At 42.7% G+C, this 16,785-nt stretch carries 14 protein-coding genes and 1 pseudogene; 1 reads left to right on the top strand and 14 read right to left on the bottom strand.

Annotated elements, in window-relative coordinates; translation table 11 throughout:
* Positions 1-162 precede the first annotated feature (162 nt).
* Together E4T82_RS05585 and E4T82_RS05580 are read right to left on the bottom strand one after the other, a co-directional pair.
* Positions 163-1,326, bottom strand: a complete 1,164-nt coding sequence (locus E4T82_RS05585; protein ID WP_135181885.1) for an SIS domain-containing protein — start codon at positions 1,324-1,326, stop codon at positions 163-165.
* Between the two features lie 159 nt (positions 1,327-1,485).
* The gene (locus E4T82_RS05580) at positions 1,486-3,078 is read right to left on the bottom strand and encodes a serine hydrolase (RefSeq protein WP_135181884.1); all 1,593 of its coding nucleotides are present in this window, start codon (positions 3,076-3,078) and stop codon (positions 1,486-1,488) included.
* A 63-nt stretch (positions 3,079-3,141) separates the two neighbouring features.
* On the opposite strand from E4T82_RS05580, the pseudogene E4T82_RS05575 reads away from it, so the two are divergent.
* Positions 3,142-3,285, top strand: a pseudogene (locus tag E4T82_RS05575) (MurR/RpiR family transcriptional regulator); the annotation flags it as partial.
* A gap of 236 nt (positions 3,286-3,521) precedes the next feature.
* Here E4T82_RS05575 and E4T82_RS05570 read toward each other — a convergent pair.
* The 12 genes from E4T82_RS05570 to E4T82_RS05520 all read right to left on the bottom strand — a co-directional run bounded on the left by E4T82_RS05570 (position 3,522) and on the right by E4T82_RS05520 (position 16,782).
* Entirely contained in the window at positions 3,522-3,752 is a 231-nt protein-coding gene (locus E4T82_RS05570) for a hypothetical protein (RefSeq protein WP_135181883.1), read from the bottom strand.
* Between the two features lie 150 nt (positions 3,753-3,902).
* Positions 3,903-4,418, bottom strand: coding sequence for a hypothetical protein (locus tag E4T82_RS05565; RefSeq protein WP_135181882.1), 516 nt, complete (start codon positions 4,416-4,418; stop codon positions 3,903-3,905).
* A 261-nt stretch (positions 4,419-4,679) separates the two neighbouring features.
* A complete protein-coding gene (locus E4T82_RS05560; RefSeq protein WP_135181881.1) occupies positions 4,680-5,438 on the bottom strand; it encodes a peptidoglycan recognition protein family protein in 759 nt (252 codons plus the stop codon).
* A 10-nt stretch (positions 5,439-5,448) separates the two neighbouring features.
* On the bottom strand, positions 5,449-5,727 hold the full coding sequence (locus E4T82_RS05555) for a phage holin (RefSeq protein ID WP_135181880.1): 279 nt from the start codon (positions 5,725-5,727) through the stop codon (positions 5,449-5,451).
* 2 nt (positions 5,728-5,729) lie between these two features.
* The gene (locus E4T82_RS05550) at positions 5,730-6,146 is read right to left on the bottom strand and encodes a hypothetical protein (RefSeq protein WP_135181879.1); all 417 of its coding nucleotides are present in this window, start codon (positions 6,144-6,146) and stop codon (positions 5,730-5,732) included.
* 8 nt (positions 6,147-6,154) lie between these two features.
* Positions 6,155-6,310, bottom strand: a complete 156-nt coding sequence (locus E4T82_RS12480) for a CD1375 family protein (protein ID WP_167753575.1) — start codon at positions 6,308-6,310, stop codon at positions 6,155-6,157.
* A 37-nt stretch (positions 6,311-6,347) separates the two neighbouring features.
* Positions 6,348-6,737 (bottom strand): DUF1366 domain-containing protein, encoded by a 390-nt coding sequence (locus E4T82_RS05545; protein WP_135181878.1) that lies wholly within the window; start codon positions 6,735-6,737, stop codon positions 6,348-6,350.
* A gap of 14 nt (positions 6,738-6,751) precedes the next feature.
* The gene (locus E4T82_RS05540; RefSeq protein WP_135181877.1) at positions 6,752-8,785 is read right to left on the bottom strand and encodes a DUF859 family phage minor structural protein; all 2,034 of its coding nucleotides are present in this window, start codon (positions 8,783-8,785) and stop codon (positions 6,752-6,754) included.
* A 2-nt stretch (positions 8,786-8,787) separates the two neighbouring features.
* Positions 8,788-11,364, bottom strand: a complete 2,577-nt coding sequence (locus E4T82_RS05535; RefSeq protein WP_135181876.1) for a phage tail protein — start codon at positions 11,362-11,364, stop codon at positions 8,788-8,790.
* Entirely contained in the window at positions 11,365-12,861 is a 1,497-nt protein-coding gene (locus E4T82_RS05530) for a distal tail protein Dit (RefSeq protein WP_135181875.1), read from the bottom strand.
* A complete protein-coding gene (locus E4T82_RS05525; RefSeq protein ID WP_228065066.1) occupies positions 12,858-16,208 on the bottom strand; it encodes a tape measure protein in 3,351 nt (1,116 codons plus the stop codon). The genes E4T82_RS05530 and E4T82_RS05525 overlap by 4 nt, the downstream gene beginning before the upstream one ends.
* Entirely contained in the window at positions 16,198-16,782 is a 585-nt protein-coding gene (locus E4T82_RS05520; protein WP_135181874.1) for a Gp15 family bacteriophage protein, read from the bottom strand. The genes E4T82_RS05525 and E4T82_RS05520 overlap by 11 nt, the downstream gene beginning before the upstream one ends.
* Between the last annotated feature and the right edge of the window lie 3 nt (positions 16,783-16,785).

The following is a 16,785-nucleotide window of genomic DNA, read 5'->3' as shown; positions in this document are numbered from 1 at the left end:
AGAGCCTCAAACTCCCCTGCTTTTTTGTTCAATATCGCTCCCCTTCCTCTCAGTATCCAGAAGAAAAGAAGCGAATCTTCGAAAGCTAGTATGTACTAGGAAAAAGATAAATAGGGTAAAGCGTCTCTCCCTCCCATTCAGTCTAACCTTCTCTTTTGAATCCTATAATGGGTGTATGGTCACTCCCTGTACGACACGGTTGACAGTTCCTGTTGGCGATGGTGTGTCTGGGAGATTCTTGCATTTCAATGCTGTCATAATGGCAAAGGTTTGACCAAATAAGATGTACGGGAAGGTCAAGAAGACATCTGGTAAACTTGATCCGCCTTCGGCTAGGACAAAGTTCGGTGCCTCGGTATTGGTCAATGTATCTGCTGACAGTGCAACGATACGAGCTGCAATCTGATCACCATAGACTTCGTTGACCAAGTCGACATCATATTGTCTTGTATAGGTATCGTTTGATGTGAACAGAATGACAACGGTCTTCTCATTGATCAGCGATTTTGGTCCATGACGGAAGCCGAGTGGGGACTCGTACATGGTCGCAATTTTTCCTGCTGTCAATTCCAGAATCTTCAACTGTGCTTCGTGGGCAAGGCCATAGAAACCACCAGAGCCTAGGTAAATCACACGTTCAAAGTCTAGGTCAACCAATTCTTGCACATAGTCTTCACGATCTAAAACATCTTGCCCAAGACGTGCGATAGTTTCCACCCAGCCTGCTTTTACTTCTGGTGTTTCAGGTGAAAATACCAACAGGGCTGTCAAGGCCATGCAGGTATAGCTCCCTGTCATCGCAAAACCTTTATCATTTGACAGCGCTGGTTGAAGCAAGAGCAGATTTGTAGCGTCACCTTCTGCTACTTGAGCTAATTTCCCTTCTGGTGCACAGGTAATGGTCACTTGATAGAGGGTATCGACTAGTTTTTTAGCAATCTCAACGGTCGCCAAGCTCTCTGGTGAATTGCCACTACGGGCAAAGGATACGAGAATCGTTGGAATATCGGTCTGTAGATAATCATGCGGACGACTGACAATTTCCACCGTACCGACTGTCACAAAGCGGATATGCTTCATGTCATTGACCTGATTCAAATGATTGGCAATACTTTGCCCCACAAAATCTGATGTTCCAGCACCTGTAAAGATGACCTGCACAAAGTCATGTTTTGCCTTAATGTCATTCAAAAATGCTGTAATCGTCTCGAGCTTATCATGATAGAGTTGATAGGCCTCTTTCCACAAGCCCGGTTGCTGATAAATTTCAGGCGCCGTAATAATCGCACCTAGTCTTTTCAATTCTTCTTTTGGTAAATGAAACATAGGACCTCCTCTATAGTGGTTATAACCAGTTTTTCTTTTATTATACTCCATAAAAACGCTTTCGTCAATAAAAAGTAGGTTAATATATCAAAAATATCGTTGACACTCCGCCAACGATATTCTGCTTTTCATTTTTTACCAGCCTTTAAGAATAACGTTCTATTCCAGCTCTGCCATTTCCATATGGGTTTCATTCAAAGCAAGTATCATATTATTCAAGGCTGAAACTGTGGTATTGAGCATTGGTAATTTAGCGTCAGCATCTGTCATAATGGCAATGATATAAGGGCCAGACTTGGCATAGACAATGCCTGCATCACTAGCCGCATGATAACCTGGATAGCCAATCCATCCTGCTTTACTACGGACACGGTACTGGCTGCCTAAGACACTCTTAATGGGCGATAAATTTGGATTTTCAAACCACAGACCAACCTGCTGACCTGTTTTGTCGTTGGTAAAATACTCATAATTCCGTTGCCATAACTTGAAGAGTTCACGGCTACTATAATATGGATAGAGCTGTCTAGCAATACTGGTCCGCACACCTGCTTCGGATGCCCAAGCAGATAGACTGGAGAAACCGTAAGTATTGGCCAAATATTCATAGCCCTCATTGCTAGAATAACGCAGCACATTTTGCATGGTCCCAACACTATTTCTAAGAGCACGTGGGTTCTTAGCTGCTAGACTCGCAACAAATGGACCTTTTACAGTACTTGCTGAGTAGAATTGCTTGTCAGCATTATACTCCACTCCTTTTTTTGTATGGACATCCATCATGACAAAGCCTATATCATAGCCTTGTGCTTGGAAAGATTTGATTACTGTTACTAATTGAAGCTTGGCAGACGGTGATAAGAAATAGCCTCCGGAAGTTCCAATTTTAGCAGCAATAGCCTCATCATGCGCATACTGCGTTTGGATAGGATTCCCCAGGTGCAGAGCTTTAAATTTCACTCCTTCTTGCTGCCAATTATGCTTTGGTAAGATGCTGTATTCATTGGTATCAGTTGTCCAATGATGCAAACCACGTAGACGAGCATTGTATATACGGTAAATAGAAATATCTCCATCCGAATAAAATACTGGCTGACCGTTATTATCTTTTCGCCACCCATGACGACTAGTCAGAATAGCGACTTCATTCGTATCAGCCGTATAAAGATGATTTTGAAGAACTGGGTTATAGAGACGATAGACTGGTGTCCCCTTGCCAGGTGCATACCAAGCTACTCCCTCATAGCCCCACCCATGTCTACTATAGAGAACATTTTTCTCATTCACATCTTGTGTATATAAGTGTTCTCCATTCAATCGATTGTAGAGGCGATGGATAGCCACCTCAGTTATGGCGGATTCTTTTTCTGCTTCAGCAGTAGCTGGAAGAACATGCTCTTGATTTTCTAGATTAGAAGAATCAGATGACTCCAACACTGACTGTTCTGAATCTATTGTATCAGTCGCTGAGGTCGCCGGTTCCACCTCAACCACTTCTTCTAGACTTGTACTCGTCTCAGTATCCGTCGGGGCTTCACTCTGCTCACTCACAGTTACCTCTAGCTCCTCAGACTGACGAGTTGATGTTCCTTTTTGGCGGTTCGTTATTTCTGAACGAGCACCACTTTCTTCTACCACACTCGAAGACGACAAATTATCCATTCCTTGAGCTTGAAGAGAGGTCGGAGTTGCTCCCACAAACAATACCCCAAATCCCAATAATAGCACGCTTGCAACCGAAGATTTTTTCATACCATTCTCCTTTTTATATACCCCATTATTATACATGGCATTGATTGATTTGTAAATATCCGTTCCCTTGCCACATTAGCCCCGCTTACCCTCTTCGGCTTTAAGACAGATCTTTCTTATTTTCCTGATTTTGACGTCCACTCCGAGCTCCCTCTTTTTATCCTGTCACGCATTTTACTAGGCGCTTATGCCGCTAGCCTCCGTTAAAAATATGGTATAATGAAGAGTCTATTATATGACATCATCTTATCAGTCATGATGAAAAGGAGAATAACCCACTATGATGAACATGCAACAAATGAAACTCCATCTTTTCATTAATTTTAAATAGTTTTGAAAAACTTGTAAAATCAACGTTTCTAAGGGGTTGATTTCTACTAATTTTTAATAAATTTGAATACTTTTGAAATTTTTTGCCCCAAAATTGCCCCACGAAGACCTTTTTAAAGGGTCTTTTTTAGCTCCCGTCCTACAATATGTTGGTGTTGATTTGACAACATTATTAAATACGCTATTGCCAAACTAAGCACATCCGCATATTGAACTTTAAACACATCAAACTCATAGTAATCCAGATCGCCGTCCAGCCAGCGATGAATTATTTTCAGCGTTCCAATCACCGTAAGCAAATCCGATACCAGATACTCATATTCATCTAAGATATTATTTTCCATATATTCACCTCCTATCTATTTATTCGCAATTTTTGACAAAATCGTTGTTTTGTAAAAAAATTCCGATATAACGGCAATTATCAAAAAAGTCTGTTATAACAGCAACAAAAAAACACCAGCTCAGTGGCTGGTGCAGGAGATTATGAAAAATTAATTTAAATAATCTTTTTCAGTAATTTGTTTCAATCTATCTGTATAATTGACAAACGTAGAAAATTTGAATCGCCGAGGATCGTTTAATTTATTCAGATCATTTTGGCTAACAGCTTGATTATAATCTATAATAGATTTTATCAATTTATTAATAATCAGACGGTCATTGTCTACTATTTTGTAATAATCGACAACTTCTCTAAGTTGAAAATTTGTATTCAGTAAATATTTAGAATCCTCAACGACAAGTGTTTTTCCAATATCTAATCCCTCTATATAACCTGGCTTTTTGGAGTCCCGTAACTTATACTTCAATTGATACTTCTTAGGCATATTGCTTCGCAAAGGAATGGCAAAAATCAATCCTTGTATCTTAACTAAGACAGTGGCGAAACCACGACCTTTATTGTATATTCGCTTTGTCTTATAATCATAATCCATTGCTTGTTTTAAGTTATAATCGCGACACATTTTTAAATCAATCTGAGTTAATCTTAATCTCTTACTTTTCATTTACTACCTACAAAAGAAAAATCCTACCAACTGGGTATTGGTAGGACGCATTGCCAACGGGATACTTCTGTTAACGAGCGCGTCCCTCCGCCCCCTCATTGCCATAAGGCGTGGAGTTTAACGACAATCGAGGTCGGAACAAGCGAGGAGGTATCTTTTCCTGTATTGTTCAATATCATTATTTCATAACTTATCACAACTTGTCAAGGAAAAATATTCACAACAAAAAGACCCGCCCAGTTTCCTGAGCGGGGTTGTCTGCTATTTAGAACCACGTTTTTGCCATTCGTCAAACGTTCTTTGAGAAATCTGTACTACTTTGCTACCGATTCGTTCCTCAAGTTTACCTACGTCCTTAATATCAAGAACTGGCAAGAAACGACCTCCTTGCACCATCGCAATACCTCGTTTTTCTGCTGAAATTAAAATTGCCATATCGTCTGTCTCCTTTGTAATGTTTGTATTTTCTAAATTTTTACTGCTACCTGCAATCATCTCATCAACGGTTTTACCGATTGATTGATAATGCTTAATGCGACTAATAAAATAGTCTTTGACGGCGTTAACCGACTGACCATGTAAGTCCCAGCTTCTGTGTGGGCAACTAGTTGGAACAAACTCCCGGTGCAAGCGCACCGTTTCACGGTTGACTGGCAGATTGTAGAAAAGCATGTCTTCTGCAACTTGCATAAAGGTCATTTCTTCGTTAGCTAGAAAGTCTTTATCGCTAGCTCCCATAGACTGGCAGACCTCGTAGCCAATGTAGTTAGCGTTCCCACTAGTGGATGTAAAACCGTCTCCGGTATGATACGCAATCTTATCTGTATCAACCACACGAGCAATCGCATCTCTCGTGATGTAGTAGTGAGCAATCCCTAAGGATTTATCACGACCCCGTAGCCAATTGACATACCATTCAGGCGTTCCTAGAGTTGACCCTGCGTCATTGTGGATAACCACACCTTTGATAGACCATAAAGAGCCTGCATTCATCAATGATACATTTATTTTCTTTACCATTTAGTCTCCTTTACTTGTTTGGTCTCTCATAACCCATTGCACGTTCGCTATCAGATAGCCCCGCGGTTGTCGGGTCTGGCAGGATATTGATTGCGTTAACAATAGCTAGCCCAATTAGGTACGGGTTAGCCACAAAATCTAACAACACCTTTCCAACAGCCTGCCAACTCGTTAGGTCTTCAAATTTTAGCCCTAGGTAAGCCAAAACCGGCACAATGACCGCTAACGCAAAACGACTAATAAAAGCCTTGTTCTGCTTTGTAAATCGAATCTTCCAGTTGATTTTCATAGCTATTTCTCCTTTATTTCTAGCTCAACGTAACGACTATAGAGCTTATCGATGTAACCATTGCCACCGAGGGCTTTGTAATTGCGATACATACGATTGATGAATTCAAATTCTTTTGGACACGTATAGCCTAATTTGAGAGCTGTATTGATTTTCTCTTCTAAACGTCCATACATCGTAACTAAGTGACTTTCATTGTGATTAGCGATAGTCTGCTTCACATCTGCTAAGCTACGATTATTCGCGTCTCCTACTTCTTTCACATCGTCAACACTAGATTTGATGTCTGATAGCTCAGATTTGATGGTGCTAACCTGCTCTTTGTTTACGTGTTGAGCTTTCACGCCCAAATAACCGAAAAAAGCAGGAACACCGTACATCATAAGATGCGGAAAGACTTTATCAAAATAATCCAGCATATAGCCTCCTAGCCCTCTTTTGTTAGTTCTTCAAGCAACTCTTCATCTTCTACTACTTTTGCTAAGTAGTTCTTGATTTTTTGCTTGATTTTGGCTGAAAACGGCAATTCGGAAAACTTAATCGTACCTTCCATAATTTCAATCGCGTATAATTTAATCAACATATCTTCTCCTTTTCTGTTTAATAATAAAATAATAAGGCTATTCTTCATCGAACAAACCCAATTCTTCCATTTCTTCATCTGTCAACACTTCTTTCTCGTACAACTTCATCATGACTTTTAAGAATGCCCCACGAGATGTCGCTGAAAGCTCCTTGACATCCTGCGCTACGGAATTTACTCTGTCAATCGCATCATCGACCTGCGCTATCTTCTCTCCCATCGTGTTGAATTTCTCATTCTCGGCACGCATTGGGAAATTAACTTCATAGATCGTATCAAGCGCCTTCTCAAACAACTCCTGATTCGTCAAGTTAATCAAGTCAGCCGAAAGATAGACAGGTACATTGCCGCCCTCAGCTGTTGTCAAAATGACCTTGGTCAAGTCAGGGTCGTACTCCAGCGATTTTGAATGAAATTCAAACTTCATGTTCTTTCCTCCTTCTAGGCGGTTCGTCGCCACATATAAACTGTGATGTACGGTGGCATGTTTGACGGTGTATAATTGACTTCTGCTGAATTGTTATTTTTTGAGGTTGAAACAACAGCCCTACCAGCATAACTAGTTGCGGAAGACAAACCAAACGAAGCTCCGACCTTTTTTAAATCTGATATAGTTTTAGATCCGCCAGTTTTAGACGCTGCGTTAAAGTAACTATCGCTTTCGTCTACTCCGACGAGCATACGACCATTTCCAAAGCGCGTCCAAGTTCCACCCATGTATTGAGAGGGGTTGGTATTTGTGGTAGTGATATGAATTGATCCGACAGGATAAAAATTATCAATTCCAACAGCTTTAAATTCGCTGTATTCTCCTGTAGAGTAAGAGCGGTATCTACCGAATTGGGCACCGCCATCATGAGAGGTCCAAGTCTGAGTAGCCTCTTTTTCTGTCGTGTAGAAACTACTGAAAACACCGTTGCCAGTCCATCTTGAAAAAAACGAAGATATGAGGCCCCAAGCGAAGCCCGAAACAGACGGAGCTACACTTCCGACCCTTGCAAGAAATCCTTTCGCCGAATCTCCCGAAGTCAATGCGTGTTGCTGAATAGGTTTGTTATTGACAATAATATTCCCGTCTACGTACACATCGCCCTTGACATCAACTGCGCCACGTTCACGGATTTTCTGAACACCAACGCCGTATTTGTCATAGCTGACAACTACTTTTTCAGTTGCTACCGTCACCCGAAATTCGCTTCGGGTAAATTTATCGCTTAAAATTCCGATAACATCAAACGACTTATTCGCTGGATACGTTCCTGCTAGGTTCGCAGATGAATCGATTAGTTCGTGGCGTGTCGTCCACGTACCACTTGCTGGACCATTGTCTGCTACGAAATTTGAACTACCACTCGGCGCTACTTTGAACGCTAAGGCCATTTCATTCAATTGCTTGCCATTAACCGTAATAGGCGCTACTCGTGCTGTTCTCTTAACGGTGAAAGTACCTGCGGTCGCGCCGCTTCTGATAACATCAAAATTCAATATCGGCGCAAAATACGGCAATACGGTCACTTGCTTATCGATACTAGCGCTTGTCCGCCCTCGGCTGTCTGTAACACTAGCCCTGATTGTGATAGTTCCTGAATAGTTCATCGCTCCCAGCGTTCCGCCATTTGCGTTTGTGGATTGCTTCTTGCCGACAATTTCCGCTCGATAGCCTGTAATAGTTGACCCGCCAGCGCCCCTAGCACCGCCAAAGGTAACTTTGGGATTTGACAGGATTTGTAAGAACACCGACTGCCCCAATTGATGAGCGACAGCCGTATTCGTATCTGTCACACTAATTGAGGTTAAAGATGGTTTCATCACAGTAGGAACATTCGCAGTAAACGATACGCTCTTTTCCCCAATTTTAGAACTACCTTTGTACGTATCGACATAGATAATACCTGTTCCGCTCGTAGAATTTGGAATGTTGTTCGCAAAATCAAGCGGGATAGTCCAGTTGGTGCTAGTCTCTACGTTTGTCGCAATCGTTCCTGATTTCCCGAACCACTTGTAACGCAACGTGTGACGGAACTCCGATGAAGCCCGCTGGATATTGATTGCTAGACCACTTCCAATCGTTCCAGTCCCAACACTTGCGCTACTCGCTCGTGGAATCGTCGCTAGATTGACTGTTTGACGAACTGTGGCCGAACCGTAACCAACCGAATTGATGTCCAATGTGACCGATACTTCAAACGATTTTGAGCCATCAGAGTTATGCGTAATATCATACTCTTGCGACCAAATCAAATAGCTAGAAGACGTCCTCGTATTAATCGCCACTTGGTGAATCGCGCCACCCCCGTTGATATGAACGGTTAAAGGAGCGGTTATGCCGTATGGATAAGCGTACTGGTTTGTTATCAAGGTTGCCCATACACGCACCCTAGACTGGTTATTTGCGATACTTTGAGATACCGTGCCTGTTTGCACGTCAAGGGTCAGATTGTGGCCATATTGACCGCTAAAGGTTGCTTGTGCCATCGTTAACTACTCCCTCCTAAATCACCGACATAGCGAATGACATTCATGTCTAAATTTGCGTGATACTGCTCTGTCCGAAAGCGCCCAATTTGAATCGTCTTCGTGAAGACCCCATTGTCAATATGAATCACCCCTTGCGTTATCCACATGACTTCTTTACCAGCAGACCGCATGGCGATTCGGTCGTCAGAAATTAAAATCTCTGTCGCACTTTGCTTATCACCTATAATCAAGCCCTCATTTTGCGCCCGCATATAAGTATCAATGAAATCCCATTCTTGCGCCTTCTCGCCTAATTTCTCAATGTTGGCAATGCGCTCACTAGCTTTTACAAACGCAGCTTCTGATTCTGCTCTATGGTCTTCATCAGCCTCTACAAATTCTTTGTACGCCTTGACCCAGTCACGAATGATGGACATACTTTGTAGAGCCTCAAGCTCTGCCTTTTGCAAGGCTGCCTGTTCGCTCAATAACAAGAGCTGTTCTTGCGTGATCTGCATATCTGCCTTGCTTTCAATCGAAGTACGAATTTCAGTCAAGACCGTTTCGTCAACGGTACCAGGAGGGCCTTGTTCTCCTTGTGGTCCTTGCGGACCTGCAGGACCATCTGCCACACCGACAAAAGTCAATGTATCTCGTGCCACTTCTTGATTGCCGATAAAGGCTGCAACCGTCAAGACTTTGGTGTCTGATACTTCATTTGCACGCACGACAAATGATTTGCCAGCCTCTACCTCTTCTCCCCAATAGAATCGGAAAGTAGCGTTTGGGAACTCTCTAATACCTTTCACAAGGGTCGGGGTTACTCGACTGCTTCCCTCCGCATTCTTGAAAATAACGCCGTTGCTAGTCGTTAATCGCAAGAAATAAGGTTTTGCATCTTCGATCAGCTTGTCTAGTCGTTGCTGGATATTCTGTGATAGCTTATTCTCAAGCGCTTTGATATTGCTTATCTCTGTTTGATTTTGGCTCGGGTTTGTAAAACTGATTTTTTGCTTAGAAATGCGAGCTGACAAGACCAAAACATCTGTAAAGCTATCATCTTCAATGCGTATCGTGTCACCAATATCACCATCGACAAAACCTGTCACGCTATACGTGATGGCTGGATAACAATGTTCTTTCAAGTATTGATAGGCAAGTGCATTTAGTTCCTCAACACTATCCGCATCAAATTCCTTATCTCGTCTAATCCACTGGTCTTCTAGCGTGTCTGATGTAAAGGTTGATGGATAGAGCTGAACAGAAATAGGCGCATAGATTGCTGGACCTCGCTTATAGAACTCCTGTACACCTTTAGCATTCTTCTGCGACCAGTCTTTCAACTCTGTCAAATCAAATTCTTCATCGCTACTTTCGTCAACCTTGCTGACTTTCGTGCTACTAGATGAACTTCCTGCTTTGACCAATCGACTAGAGGTGTTGCTAGTTCCGTTTGGATAGCGCCACGTTACACGCTCTGTCACGCTTCTATCAGCCTTTGTAGTCGTCACCGTAGTTTTGGTCGACTGGTCTGGGTATTCCTCTTTCTTCGTATGGACAACAGTCTTTTGAACCGTACCATCACTCTTACGAACCGTCGTAGTCTTAGTTGTAGACTTGTCCGGATTCTCCTTAACCGTTGTTGAACTGGTCGATGTGACGGTGCTACTGCCTTTAGATTCTGACGATGTACGAGAGACCGTCCCGTCAGGATTCTTAGTAGCTGTGACGGTTTTACTTGAAACAACAGCGCCACTCGTTGAGTAGACTGTGGTTGTTGTAGTGCTCTTTGTATCCGAAACACTCACTTTCTCTGTAACTGTTGTTGTGCCATCAGGATTGATTACAGTTGTCTTTTTAGACTTCGTTACCTCGCTACGTTTCCCTACGGGATAAATAACATTAAAGACATTTGTCTTGCTTATCTTGCGACGAACGCCTCTCATGTTCTTGCCATACCGCATCACCAAATCATCACGCTTGCGCCCAACACCTTGGTGTTTCTCATCGTGCGCATGATAGGCATTCATCACAAAGCGTTTAATCGTGCTATCTGCGTTCAATTCTGTTTCGAACTCGATTTCAGCATTGAACTCACGAGCAAGTGCAAGCAAACGAGCTAGTTTAGTCTCCTGCTGCGTGAACTCCAACGGCTTTTTCACCGAAGCAATATCATTTCTGCCAATTTTGAGAAAAGAAAAAGAGCCAATCAGCTCCATCGTCTCGCAGTATTCTTTGAACGTCAGTGCTTTTGTAGCAGCGTACGGATTCGCGTATTCGTTTATCAACTCAAGATTGAGATTCTCACAATAACATCTGATAGTTGTTGCATCTTCTTCAACTTCCATCACGTTGAAAACATAGCTTTTCCCCGCATACTCAAATGACACAAACGCACGCTCATTCAAGCGATCAAATAGATAATCACGGCCAATATCGGTCCTAACCTCTTTTTTTACTGCGGTAAATTCAAAGACAGATGAGCCCGAATGCAGGTCCCTCGTCCACATGTCGTCAAAGAAATTCAAGGTGTCTTGCTTATCGTTATCAATCCAGCCGATTTTACGCAGACTAGCATCGTGAATCGTTAATAACATCTACAACCACCTTTCTTCGAATTTGACTGTGACTGTTGGTTTCGTTCGTATAAAGCTTGAGAAATACAACTCCAGCTTTGAATCACCCGGTGGGATAGATAGCCACCTTGAACCATGAACTACATCGCCCGGCTTCTTCATACCGTCAACCGCTACACTGTCCGTCTCGCTATCAATGACAACCGATGAACCATTCGGATAGCGGTTGGGAATATCCCGTGTAAACGGCACGTAGTCCTTGCGATAGTAGATACTATCCAGGTACATGTGAGTTACTAGCGGTCTATTTCCAACTGCTCCCAACGCAACGTGAATCTTTGCGGACTTTTTATTTCTGATTTGCGGTACTGGAATCTTATGATATCCGCCCCAGTAATAAACCGTCACGTAATCATTATTGCGTTTTAGATCTGACCAGCCACGATTTTGGTTAAACGGGTTGTGGTTGTCTTGATGAGTACATGAGAACTTCCACCGCTTCAAGATGTTATATCCGCCTTTACCGTCACTCGCAAAGAAATTGTATTGCGTGTCCAGTCCGTTCGAAAGTTTTATCGTCTCAACTCCGTATAAGAACTGACCTTGTTCGTCTGATACCGTAACCTTGATAAAGCCGAGCTGATTCGAGGCTCCTGCCCAAAATATCTGTCGCCACCAAATATAATCATTGAGCGACCCAACAGCTCCTGCGCTATCCGCAGGAATATCCCAAGTCAAACTACCCGCATTGTTTCCGCTCGTCCCTCCTCGATTTGTAAGATGGAGATGAGGACGACCCCAAGAATTATCAACGCCGATAGTACCTCTCAAGGTCTGTGAAGTGTCGTTCAAAACAGCCGTGTTTTTAGCAGTAGCAGACGACAAACCAGTGGTAATCTTACTTTCTCTGTAGTCAAAGAGAATTTCCGAGTGCTTGCCCGTTTCTTTGTCAGCTTCTTCTCGATTTCCCAATTCAAATGCGCCACTTGTATTTACCACACCGATATAGCCATTCTCCGCATGATGCTTAACGGTAATAATCGGATAAGCATTCACATTACCGTTATTTGTAAGATTGAATGTGACCTTATCGCTGGATACGGTAGGGCTATCAAATTGCTTATACGAGGTTGAATGGGCAACGCCGTCTGGAATCAAGAATTTCATTTCAGAACGCTGGAACCACCGAGTGATATTTTCAACCGTCACATCGCCGTACGGCAACCCCATGTAATATTTATCGGGTTCGTCTGAATACGTGATTTTAACCGCCTTAGAAACATTCAAAACGCCCGCTAACTCATGCTTCATAGCCTCCATATCGGCAGGTCTATGAGTCTTCATATCGAATTTAATCGTATGTTCTTTCGGACCTACTTTGATTTGTTGGATATTAACGCCCAACGCAGGCGCTTCATCAGTCATCACATTGCGAGTATTTCCAATCGGACGGATAATCTCTGTAATCCGAAAGAATCTTGACATATCAACGCCATTAAAGCGCATTGTAAAACTCATGTAGCACCTCTCATTCTATTTTGAATCAACACCTGCCTGTCATGGTATTCAGCAAACGCATCGCCCGTAGTACGTGCAATCTCTCTATCGCTTACACTTAGACTTACAGGGCGTTTAACAGCTTCTTCTGCTACCTCCAATGCCCGTTCGACCATTTGACCTGCCTTGTCAGTCATCAGCTCGATTTTCTCGCTAATTCTATGCGATACTGTGTTTTTCATAGTCACTTGACTAGCAAGCGACTTATCCACACCAAGCGCAACTTCTGGCGTAAATTGAATGGCTGAAGCTTGCCTCAATTTCTCCATTGATTTCATCACGACATCAGAATCCGCCTCAATACCAACCGCAATACCTTGCGGAATAAAACGCCCAACCTCATCGCGCATAACACGAGAAGGCGAATGAATTTCTAATGCTTTTTGAATTGTAGATTTCACACGATTAGCAACAGATTGTGCTGCAGCAATAACAGAACCCGAACCTGCATAAATCCCGCTTGCAAATCCAGACATAGCCATCACTCCTATGCTAGTAAATGCAATTGGCAACGAGATGAACGGAATCTGTACCTGACTAGCCAACACACCCATCTGAGCTACTACTCCAATACTTCCAGTCGTGATACCTTTGCTTAAACCTTGCGTGATAAAATCTCCAAACTCTGTAAAGATACGAGAGGGAGAATTGATACCCATATCTTCCTTGAAACGATTCCTAATGTCCTCGCTCAACTTTTGAGAGGAATCACTCGCAGTTTTTGCTCCTTCATCAATGCCTTTGGTCACTCCATTTGGAATCTCTTTTCCTAACGAAGCGAAATCAGCGCTTTCGATTTCAGCTTTTAGGCTATTCGTTTGATTCTGTACCAATCCCTTAATTGTATCAGTTAAACCCAAAGCACCCTCGTCCATTCCAGCAGTTAAACCTTTCACAGCAGAATCACCGCCTGCACGGAATTGAGTGTTTAATTCATATAATTTTTCTTGGGAAGCATTTACTAGCTCTTGAACATATAGACCGCCTTGTGGTCCCATTTCTTTTAATTTAGCAAGAATCCCCTCATCAACACCACGAGAGGCAAGCACATTCAAGTTATCTGCCCAAGCATTCATCGCTTCTTGGTTCTTTTGTAGATTTGCAATCATTTGGTCAACACTAATCGCAGACTTCATCTCGATTTGGTCAAACATATTAGTCGTTGTTTCAAGTAAATCATTGTACTTAGAGCGCATATTATCAATCGCAGTACGTTGAGCATCTGACATGCTTTCATAAGCGACAACCTGCCTATCCGCACCATTTTCTGCCGCTACCGCCATAGCTTCTGCGGCCGCTTGTTGAGCCTTGCTAGTAGCATCGTACTCTGTTTGTAATTCTGTTTGCTTCTCTTTGAGCGCGTCTTCTTCTTTAGTCAATTCTCGTATCTTAACCCGCTGTTGCTCGTAAGAAATAGTGGTATTGTCCGCCCATTCCTTTTTCAACTGCGCGATTTTGACCAACTGTTGACTGACGTCATTTCGCTCTTTCTCAATCTCCAAAAGATTTTTTTGACTTTGATTCCACTTGCTTTCCGCTTCTAATGCGTCAATCCGAGCTTGAATCTGCTGATTATTATGCGATAACGAATCCGTGTTCTTGTCGTACACGAGATTGAGACCTTCAACTGATTCATTCAAAACATCTACTTTCTTTTGCAGATTCTTCTTGTCCGCAGCAGACTTATTCTCTTTAGAAGACAGGGTTTGGATTTCCTGCGCAAGTTTAGCATAAGATTCCGTATTTGATTGAACAGATTCCAGCTCCTCCTTGCGAGTACGAGCATGAGTTTCTACGCTATCCACAAGGTCGTCTGTGCTCTTCTTTAGCTCATCTTGCTCTTCTTTCAAACGCTTTGTTTCTTCGCTGTCCCTGCTCAACCATTTCCAAAGAGCAATTGCTCCGACTGTAACCGCCGCTATACCAGCAACGACAAGCCCAAACGGATTCGCCAACCACGCAGCTTTCAACGCTCCGACCGCTGCTGTCCACAATCCAGTAGCTGCTGAAGCGGCAATTTGCCCAGCAGTTATAAGACTTAATTGTCCCGTTAATAATCCATACAAAACTGCGCCAGCTTTTAATACTCCTTGCTGATAAAGGAACGCAGCCGCATTTGCCATCTGACCACTAGTAGATAGAGCGATTGCCGCATTCATAACTTGAACCGCAACGCTGTAACCTTGAATAATCCCTGTGATAGAAGCAACCACTTTTTGAGCTATGAAAGCTGCTGTCATCGCAGCTATAAGAGGGGTAAAGAACCTCAAAACAGAGATACCGCCTTGAATCAGAGAGAAAAACACCTTAAACAAAGGCGTAGAGGCTTTGATAGCCCCATTCAAAATCTTAAACGTTATATTGATAATGCCTTTCAAACTGTCTAGGTTTTCCGCAATAGATTTTCCAGTCGCAGCCTTTGCCCACTCATCAAAACTCTTGATGATATTTGCTACACCTTTTACAACCGCATTTTTCAAGTTGCTAAATGATGTGCCGATACCTTTACTATTCTTCTTAGCGAGTTCCGCAAAACCACCAACGCCACCATTCAACTCAATCAACTTGTTTGAGAATTGGTCAAATGTAATATTGCCAGTTTTTAACGCGCCGTAAAAGTCATTTTGAGCAGATTTTCCAGCAAAGCCGAATGATTCGGCGGTCTTCTGCAAGGCGTAAGGCATAGTCTCTTGTAAAGTCCGCCACGATTGCATATCGACTTTTCCGCTAGACAACATTTGCGAGAATTGTTGCAGACCACGACTTGCGTCCGCACTAGAAGACCCTGAAGCCAAGAACGCATTATTCAAAGATAGCGTTAGATCTGTAGACTTACGCAAATCGCCAGTTAACGAGGTCAACCGTTGCGTGGTACTAACAACTTCGTCAAGCGTTGTAGGCAATCCATCAATACCATTTGCGAGCTTGTCCGTGGAAGCTGTAACATCTGCCACGCTATGCCCCATTGATTTCATCACGACTGGGAATTTCTCAAGCGTATCAAAACGCTTAATTGCCCCGTCTAACGAACTAGAAAGCAAATCCAAGCCTGCCTGTGCGACTTTAAACGCAGCACCACCTAGCGCAAAATTCTTAAAAGAGAAAGAAGATTTGTCAAGGCTTTTTCCGAGCATTTCTGCTTTTTCTTGCATTGACAAAAAGCGACCGCTAGCGTCATGCCAGCGCCCCTTGCTATCTTGAAAAGCTCCAGAATACTTTTGACCCAGTTTATCCAAACTGCCAGATAAAGCTTCAACTTTTTTCCCGTCAACATCGACTAATATCGTTACTTTTCCATCAGCCGCCATAGTCTTCCTCCTCTCTAAAATCTTCTAAGCTATATTTTGCTTTTAACCTACGCATTTCCTGCCTATACTCGTCGCTCTCGCCTTTTCTAGGCTTCCACGAGCGAATTTCAACAATCCGTTGCATGATGGTATTGTCTGGCAAAGCATTCAATAAAGCCCCGAACTCGACCCAAGACAGATTATCCTGTTCTTGAATCAAGTTCATTCCATACGCTTGCAAAAAACTAGCATAGATATACTCTGCGTCTTTCTCAAAATCAACCAATCGCGCCATATCCTCTGCTTTTTTTGTTTTTGGCATGGGATTTCCATGCAAATCAAGCTGTTCAGGTTCATCATCTGCTAAATCAATGAAATTTTGCTTGATATGAATCCACAAATCGACCACAAGCGGGAACTCTACCGCCCGCTCACCCGTGATAATTTCTACACACACCATCGCTTTTTCGACATCTGATAAAACATCATCACGAAGACAATCAAAAACATCAAGAACCCGATTAAACGCCAAATTCAAGGAGTACAAACGCCCCTCAAACTCAAATTCTGTTTCTAAAGGGTCATTTAACTTCATGAT

This window comes from Streptococcus cuniculi (assembly GCF_004570575.1).
Taxonomy (GTDB): Bacteria; Bacillota; Bacilli; order Lactobacillales; family Streptococcaceae; genus Streptococcus; species Streptococcus cuniculi_A.
The sequence above is the reverse complement of the archived record's forward strand: the minus strand, read 5'-3'. Positions and strand labels throughout refer to the sequence as shown.

Bases quoted from the DNA above. Each gene is read 5' to 3' on its own strand.
- E4T82_RS05520 (WP_135181874.1), bottom strand. From the start codon at position 16,782: ATGAAGTTAAATGACCCTTTAGAAACAGAATTTGAGTTTGAGGGGCGT.
- E4T82_RS05530 (WP_135181875.1), bottom strand. From the start codon at position 12,861: ATGAGTTTTACAATGCGCTTTAATGGCGTTGATATGTCAAGATTCTTT.
- E4T82_RS05580 (WP_135181884.1), bottom strand. From the start codon at position 3,078: ATGAAAAAATCTTCGGTTGCAAGCGTGCTATTATTGGGATTTGGGGTA.
- E4T82_RS12480 (WP_167753575.1), bottom strand. From the start codon at position 6,310: ATGTTGATTAAATTATACGCGATTGAAATTATGGAAGGTACGATTAAG.
- E4T82_RS05560 (WP_135181881.1), bottom strand. From the start codon at position 5,438: ATGGTAAAGAAAATAAATGTATCATTGATGAATGCAGGCTCTTTATGG.
- E4T82_RS05545 (WP_135181878.1), bottom strand. From the start codon at position 6,737: ATGAAGTTTGAATTTCATTCAAAATCGCTGGAGTACGACCCTGACTTG.
- E4T82_RS05550 (WP_135181879.1), bottom strand. From the start codon at position 6,146: ATGCTGGATTATTTTGATAAAGTCTTTCCGCATCTTATGATGTACGGT.
- E4T82_RS05525 (WP_228065066.1), bottom strand. From the start codon at position 16,208: ATGGCGGCTGATGGAAAAGTAACGATATTAGTCGATGTTGACGGGAAA.
- E4T82_RS05555 (WP_135181880.1), bottom strand. From the start codon at position 5,727: ATGAAAATCAACTGGAAGATTCGATTTACAAAGCAGAACAAGGCTTTT.
- E4T82_RS05535 (WP_135181876.1), bottom strand. From the start codon at position 11,364: ATGTTATTAACGATTCACGATGCTAGTCTGCGTAAAATCGGCTGGATT.
- E4T82_RS05565 (WP_135181882.1), bottom strand. From the start codon at position 4,418: ATGAAAAGTAAGAGATTAAGATTAACTCAGATTGATTTAAAAATGTGT.
- E4T82_RS05540 (WP_135181877.1), bottom strand. From the start codon at position 8,785: ATGGCACAAGCAACCTTTAGCGGTCAATATGGCCACAATCTGACCCTT.
- E4T82_RS05585 (WP_135181885.1), bottom strand. From the start codon at position 1,326: ATGTTTCATTTACCAAAAGAAGAATTGAAAAGACTAGGTGCGATTATT.
- E4T82_RS05570 (WP_135181883.1), bottom strand. From the start codon at position 3,752: ATGGAAAATAATATCTTAGATGAATATGAGTATCTGGTATCGGATTTG.